Here is a 6,580-nt window from a genome sequence, read left to right as displayed (position 1 = left end):
GATGTAAACGCTGCGGTAAATATCAAGGTCGCCGGAGGACATTCGGAGACTTTAAACGGACGTAGAGGAAAGCGTAAGACTTCTGTTAAAGAAGCAGCATCCCGTGAAGCGTCAACCCCATTCAGCGACCATTCTAAAAAAGTGGCGTGGTGAGGAATCACCGTCCGTTTACGGCGGTGAGGATGTCAAGTCTCCCGAAAATCCGGCAGCCAATTTTGATCGAGAATCTCCTCTAGATTAGCTAAAACTTCCAGAGGGAAAATACTGGCATCTAATTGGGTTTCGTCAATAAGCAGATGGCGAGCATCGAGATAACATTTCGCTAAAATTTCTCTTAAATAGGACTTTAAACTGGGACTATCTTCTAAAAGATCGGCAATTTGTAGGCGAAAATTTCTGATTTCTTTTTTCCATGCTGCTTGATTGTAATCTCGTTGCGATTGCCAGGAAGTTAACTTTAGTAAATGCTCTAAAAGTCGAGTTAAGAGACTCTTAAGCGCTCGTCGATTATTTTTACCCAAATCTGCCAACTCCTCTAATAAATTCTGCCAATCTACCGCTTGAAAATCCCCCCGACGCAATTGGTTGATCGTCGATTCTAACCAAAGTTGATAATCACTATCGTAGAGATTTGAAATGGTAATATTCATCATTTTTTACTCCTTAATTGCACTTTTCAGAATTATTGCTGATAGCTTCCCAATCCGGCAGCCAATTTTCAGCGAGAATCTCCTCTAGACTAGCTAACACTTCCACGGGGAAAATACTGGCATCTAATTGGGTTATATCAATAATTATCTCCCGAGCATCGCTGTAACATTCCTCAAGTATCTCGGATAAATAGGGTTTGAGACTGGGACTATCTCTCAGGATTTTCTTGATTTGTTTCCGAAAGGTTCTAATTTCCCCTTTCCAGGCTGCTTGATTATAATCTCGTTGGGATTGCCAGTAAGTTAACTTCAGTAAATGTTCTAAAAGTCGAGTTAATAAACTTTCTAATGCTCGTCGTTCACTTTTTCCCAAATCTGCCAACTCCTCTAATAAATTCGGCCAATCTACCGCTTGAAAATCCCCCCGACGCAATTGGTTGATCGTCGATTCTAACCAAAGTTGATAATCACTATCGTAGAGATTTGAAATGGTAATATTCATCATTTTTTACTCCTTAACTGCACTTTTCAGAATTATTGCTGATAGCTTCCCAATCCGGCAGCCAATTTTGATCGAGAATCTCCTCTAGATTAGCTAACACTTCCAGAGGGAAAATACTGGCATCTAATTCGGTTTCGTCAATAAGCAGATTGCGAGCATCGAGATAACATTCCTGCAAAATTTCCCTTAAATAGGACTTTAAACTGGGACTATCTTTGAGAATTTTTTTGATCTGAATCCGAAAATTGCGAATTTCTTTTTTCCATCCAGCTTGATTATAATCTCGTTGGGATTGCCAGTAAGTTAACTTCAGTAAATGTTCTAAAAGTCGAGTTAATAAACTTTCTAATGCTCGTCGTTCACTTTTTCCCAAATCTGCCAACTCCTCTAATAAATTCTGCCAATCTACTGCTTGAAAATCTCCTTGACGCAATTGGTTGATCGTCGATTCTAACCAAAGTTGATAATCGCTATCGTAGAGATTTGGGATGGTAACTTTTATCATTTTTAAAATGGGGAAAAATAAGGATTTAAGCTGCAGGTATCCAAACTATAGGAGAAATTTGGGCTAATCAATCAGCTAGTCTTGCCGGTTTAGCCGAATTATCCTCAATCACATCTAACTGCGAAAAAACCGCCAAAAAGAGTGATAATAAACCTAGCTACTCCCAGAGTAACAAGGAAAGCCCGATGGTGAAAACAGTAATAGGTGTCGATTTAGGTGGAACCGCTATTAAAATTGGTAAATTTGACCAAGAGGGCAATTGTATCGAATCTCTCACCTTGCCCACTCCCCAACCCGCTACACCCAAAGAAGTCGCCCTTACCATACATCAAGGCATTTGTCAAGTAAATTTAGATAAAAGTTGTCAAGCCATCGGTGTGGGAACGCCGGGGCCGGCGGATGCTCAGGGAAGAATTGCCAAAATAGCGATTAATTTGGCAGGATGGCGGGATATTCCCCTCGCCGATTGGTTAGAAGAAAGCACGGGAATGCCGACAATTTTAGCCAATGATGCCAATTGTGCCGGTTTGGGGGAAGCTTGGTTAGGAGCGGGCAAACGGTTTCAAAACTTGATCCTGTTGACCTTGGGGACGGGAGTAGGAGGGGCAATTATCCTCGATGGTAACTTATTTGTGGGCAGCAAGGGAACGGCCGCAGAATTAGGCTTAATAACCCTTAATTTTGACGGTCCATTGTGCAATAGCGGTAATCGGGGTTCCTTAGAACAATACGCCTCCCTGCAAGCTATTCGCCGGATGACTGGCAAAGAACCGAAGCAATTGGCAGAATTGGCCGAAAAAGGCGATCGAGAGGCTTTAGAATTCTGGCAGGGTTACGGCTGTTTACTGGGGGCTGGTATCGCCAGTTTACTCTATGTTCTCACCCCAGAGGCGGTAATTATCGGCGGCGGCATTAGCGCCAGTGCTAAGTTTTTCTTTCCCTCTCTCCTCACAGAAATCGAAAGACGGGTGTTACCTAGTTCCAGAGAAGGATTAGAGGTATTAACGGCCGAGTTGGGTAATCGCGCCGGGATGGTGGGGGCCGCTAAATTAGCTTGGCAATTATTGGACTTCCGCGGGGAGTCTATTATGGCCGGATCTGACTAAAATTGTCTGACTTAATCGTGAATAATCAAGTGGCGATCGCCATCGAGACTCACGGCTCCCTGACGCTGAAATTCGCCTAACAAACGCGTCACCGTTACCCTCGTGGTACCGATAGCATTGGCGAGATTTTGATGGGTTAAACGGATCTTTAAACGACTGCCTTGGGCGATTGGTTCTCCCATTTCCCGCTTTAATAACTGTAGTAACTGCTGGAGACGTTCCTCCACTCGTCTGAGTCCTGCGATCGCAAGAAGCGATTCCGTTTGTTGTTGACGACGGATCATTTGATTTAACATCATCCTAGTTAATTCCGCCGAATTTTCGACTTCGGCGATCGTGTACCATTTTAGGTACAGTTCCGACAAGGCTCTGGCGTGATAGGATTCCAGATGGGTCAAATTTAAGCCAAAAAAGTGGGATGAATGAACCCAGCCTAGTAAAATTTCCTCTCCACTCTCAGATACTTGACTTAGTTGCGCCATACCCCGATAAACTTGCCAGACTCCATCAACCACCAGAGGAATATTTTCCCCGCGATCATAAAAATGGAGCCGACGACTCTCGCTATAGTCTTCTCGGAAGGGTGAGACGCTGGGATTATAGGTCAGCAACATGATCAAAGTTCTCCTGGGTGAGGGGCTAACAATTTTAACCCCACTTTACTGTATCAAGGTAAACATTAGGTAATCCCCAGATTAACAGTTATCAGTTATCAGTGGGTCAGTCATCAGTTTTCAGATGTGAGTTATCAGTTCACTGTTTACTGTTCACTGTTCACTAAAAATACTTCCCTCTCTCCCCGCAACGGCTCGACTGAGCTTCGCCGAAAGTCGCGCACGAAGTGGTCTCCCATCTCCCCATTTCCCCATTTCCCTCTCCCGAAGCTGAAAAACCTAAAGATCATTAATTTAAAGCATCTTTAAGAGCCGTGCGAGCGGCCAGATGATTGCGAGTCGAGGTGAGAATTTCCGATTCTCGTTGCAGACGACTGACTGTATCCTGCATTTCCAATAAAGCCTGTTGTTCCCCGGCCACACCGTAGAGATTACCCGCCACCCAGTAGGATAATTCCAGGGGAAGACTGGGCAAATCGTCGGGGAGTTCAATTTTTTGAGCGGTTAATTTGGCTGATAGATGAACCACATCCCGCAGCAGTCGATCCACTTCTTTGGCCAGAGGTCGTAGATCTTGGGTGGTGGGGACATCTTCAATCCACTCCACTAAACCGACACGATAGGGTTTTTCCCGGACGTATTCTAGGACACGGAAGCGCTGTTGACCGATGGTGAGAATTTTTAACCGATCATCTGGGAGACGTTGACAACGGACAACTTCCGCACAACTGCCGACTTTAGCAATTTCTCCCGTGGCTGGATCTACCATTAAGACCCCAAAACGGCGATCTTCTTCCAATATCGTATTCATCATAATCCGATAGCGAAACTCGAAGATGTGCAGGGGCAGGGGACGACCCGGGAATAAAACAACTTCGGGAAGGGGAAAGAGAGGTAATTCTCTAACGGCAATGGAAGAAGTGGCCATAGGTTTAGTAAAAAAAAACCGATCTTCTCTTATTTTTACACAATCCCCCCTGAACCGCTAGGCAAGGGCATTGACAGGAGCCAGTATTCAGGAGCCGGTATTCAGGAGCCGGGAGATTGCCTTTATTTATTCTCCCCACTTCCCCACACCCCACCTTAATGCACTTACTGCATGATATAAATGCCTAAACACGATGGTGAGCGGATTTCTGTTACAAACAATACAAAATTATCCAACTTAAAACGAATTAAATAACAAATAGAGACTAGGTAAATTACTAAATTTTTGCTAATGACGACAGTATTTTAAAGAATACTTATTGTTAAATCCCGATTTCTTCATTTCTAAACCGCACCAACTAGAACAATTGCACCCACAGACCAGTAAGGAGATAGATTCGTGGTACAAGCACCTGAAAAAGATGGAACAACTCTCAATAAATTCGAGAAATTTAAAGCCGAAAAAGACGGATTAGCCATTAAAGATGAACTGGATCATTTTGCCCAAATCGGTTGGGAAGCGATGGATAAAACCGATTTAGAACATCGCTTAAAATGGGTGGGGGTTTTTTATCGTCCCGTCACCCCGGGCAAATTCATGATGCGTTTGCGGATTCCTAACGGCATTCTCAGTAGTGAGCAAATGCGAGTTTTAGGGGAAATCGTGCAGCGTTACGGTGATGATGGCAATGCCGATATTACTACTCGTCAAAACCTACAATTACGCGGTATTCGTATCGAAGATATTCCTGATATTTTCCAACGACTAAAATCCGTGGGCATGACTTCGGTACAATCGGGCATGGATAATGTCAGAAATATTACCGGTTCACCCATGGCGGGACTAGACGCGGATGAATTAATTGACACCAGGGAATTAGTCCAAAAAGTCCAAGATATGATTACCAACTACGGTCAAGGTAATTATCAATTTAGCAATCTGCCCCGCAAATTTAATATTGCCATCGAGGGGGGACGGGATAACTCTGTTCATGCGGAAATTAACGATATTGCCTTTGTTCCTGCCTATAAAGAGGGAGAATTAGGCTTTAATGTCGTGGTGGGCGGCTTTTTCTCGGCTAAACGCTGTGAAGCGGCAATTCCCATCAATGTTTGGGTGAGACCGAATCAGGAAGTGGTGGATTTATGCCGAGGAATTTTGGAAGTTTACCGCGATAACGGATTGCGCTCCAACCGTCAAAAATCCCGTTTAATGTGGTTAATTGATGAGTGGGGAATTGAGGAATTCCGCACGCGGGTGGCTAATCACTTAGGTTATCCTTTGGCAACGGCAGCCGAAAAAGACGCTATTGACTGGGAAAAACGAGATCATTTAGGAGTTTTTCCCCAAAAACAGGAGGGATTGAGCTATATCGGTCTTTGTATTCCCGTTGGTCGTCTATTTGCCGATGATATGTTGGATTTAGCCCGGATTGCCGAAGTGTATGGCAGCGGAGAATTGCGTTTAACCGTGGAACAAAACGTGATTATTCCCAATATAGCGGCTGAAAATATTGCGACTCTTTTAACCGAGCCTTTACTGGCTAAGTTTACCCCCAATCCCACTCCTTTACAACGAGCGCTCGTTTCTTGCACGGGGGCGCAATTCTGCAATTTTGCCCTGATTGAAACCAAAAATAAGGCTGTGGACTTGATTCGTCAGTTAGATGCGGAATTAAATATCCCCCGGGGTGTGCGGATCCATTGGACTGGTTGCCCTAACTCCTGCGGACAACCCCAAGTGGCCGATATCGGTTTGATGGGGACAAAAGCGCGCAAAGACGGCAAAACCGTGGAAGGAGTTGACCTCTACATGGGGGGTGAAGTGGGTAAAGATGCTCACCTGGGAAGCTGTGTACAAAAAGGGATTCCCTGTGAAGATCTAAAATCGCTGTTAACCTCTATCCTCATCGAACAATTTGGGGCGACACCGAAAGGTTAATTAGGGTTTGCAGCAAAAAGTTTGTTGGTGGGGGTAGGGTGTGGGGTGTGGGGTGTGGGGTGTAGGGTTTTAGCGATTTTCAGGTGGTCAATTACCTAATTTTCAGGGAAAAAGTCCCTGAATTTTCCCCCCAATCACTCCTAGCTAAGGCACTTTTTGATTGACAAAAAGTCTAAAAGTCTTATCGAACAATGTTTTTAGATTTATTCAGCAAACCCTAATTAGGGTTTGCTGAAAAAGTTATTGAAAAGCACAGGTCTCTTAATCAATGATTTCACTTAGCTACAAGCATAAGCTTTAGTTGTTGATTAGTTTCTAAGTCATAACTTATTGT

Annotated in this window: 7 protein-coding genes; 2 read left to right on the top strand and 5 right to left on the bottom strand. The window is 44.1% G+C overall.

What is annotated here, in order from left to right; translation table 11 throughout:
* Window positions 1-185: 185 nt before the first annotated feature.
* From IM479_RS21320 to IM479_RS21310, 3 genes are read right to left on the bottom strand one after another with little or no spacing between them, the layout of a single operon-like run.
* On the bottom strand, window positions 186-650 hold the full coding sequence (locus IM479_RS21320) for a DUF29 domain-containing protein (protein ID WP_287684953.1): 465 nt from the start codon (window positions 648-650) through the stop codon (window positions 186-188).
* A 13-nt stretch (window positions 651-663) separates the two neighbouring features.
* Complete coding sequence (locus IM479_RS21315; RefSeq protein ID WP_287684951.1) at window positions 664-1,155, bottom strand: DUF29 domain-containing protein; 492 nt, start codon at window positions 1,153-1,155, stop codon at window positions 664-666.
* Between the two features lie 10 nt (window positions 1,156-1,165).
* Entirely contained in the window at window positions 1,166-1,657 is a 492-nt protein-coding gene (locus IM479_RS21310) for a DUF29 domain-containing protein (RefSeq protein ID WP_287684949.1), read from the bottom strand.
* Window positions 1,658-1,842: 185 nt separating this feature from the next.
* On the opposite strand from IM479_RS21310, the gene IM479_RS21305 reads away from it, so the two are divergent.
* Entirely contained in the window at window positions 1,843-2,763 is a 921-nt protein-coding gene (locus IM479_RS21305) for an ROK family protein (protein ID WP_287684947.1), read from the top strand.
* An 11-nt stretch (window positions 2,764-2,774) separates the two neighbouring features.
* Here the strand turns inward: IM479_RS21305 and IM479_RS21300 are convergent, their stop codons facing one another.
* Together IM479_RS21300 and IM479_RS21295 are read right to left on the bottom strand one after the other, a co-directional pair.
* Window positions 2,775-3,377, bottom strand: coding sequence for a Crp/Fnr family transcriptional regulator (locus tag IM479_RS21300; protein ID WP_287078742.1), 603 nt, complete (start codon window positions 3,375-3,377; stop codon window positions 2,775-2,777).
* 289 nt (window positions 3,378-3,666) lie between these two features.
* Window positions 3,667-4,305: an LON peptidase substrate-binding domain-containing protein gene (locus tag IM479_RS21295; RefSeq protein WP_287078741.1), complete on the bottom strand. Its 639-nt coding sequence runs from the start codon at window positions 4,303-4,305 to the stop codon at window positions 3,667-3,669.
* A 399-nt stretch (window positions 4,306-4,704) separates the two neighbouring features.
* Here IM479_RS21295 and IM479_RS21290 point away from each other — a divergent pair, with 399 nt between their 5' ends.
* Window positions 4,705-6,246 carry a ferredoxin--nitrite reductase gene (locus IM479_RS21290; RefSeq protein WP_287684945.1) on the top strand — a complete coding sequence of 514 codons (1,542 nt, stop codon included), beginning with the start codon at window positions 4,705-4,707 and terminating at the stop codon, window positions 6,244-6,246.
* Window positions 6,247-6,580: the final 334 nt, after the last annotated feature.

Origin of the sequence: Microcystis sp. M165S2, assembly GCF_020245885.1 — a bacterium.
Taxonomy (GTDB): domain Bacteria; phylum Cyanobacteriota; class Cyanobacteriia; order Cyanobacteriales; family Microcystaceae; genus Microcystis.
This window is presented reverse-complemented; position numbering and strand designations above follow the sequence as displayed.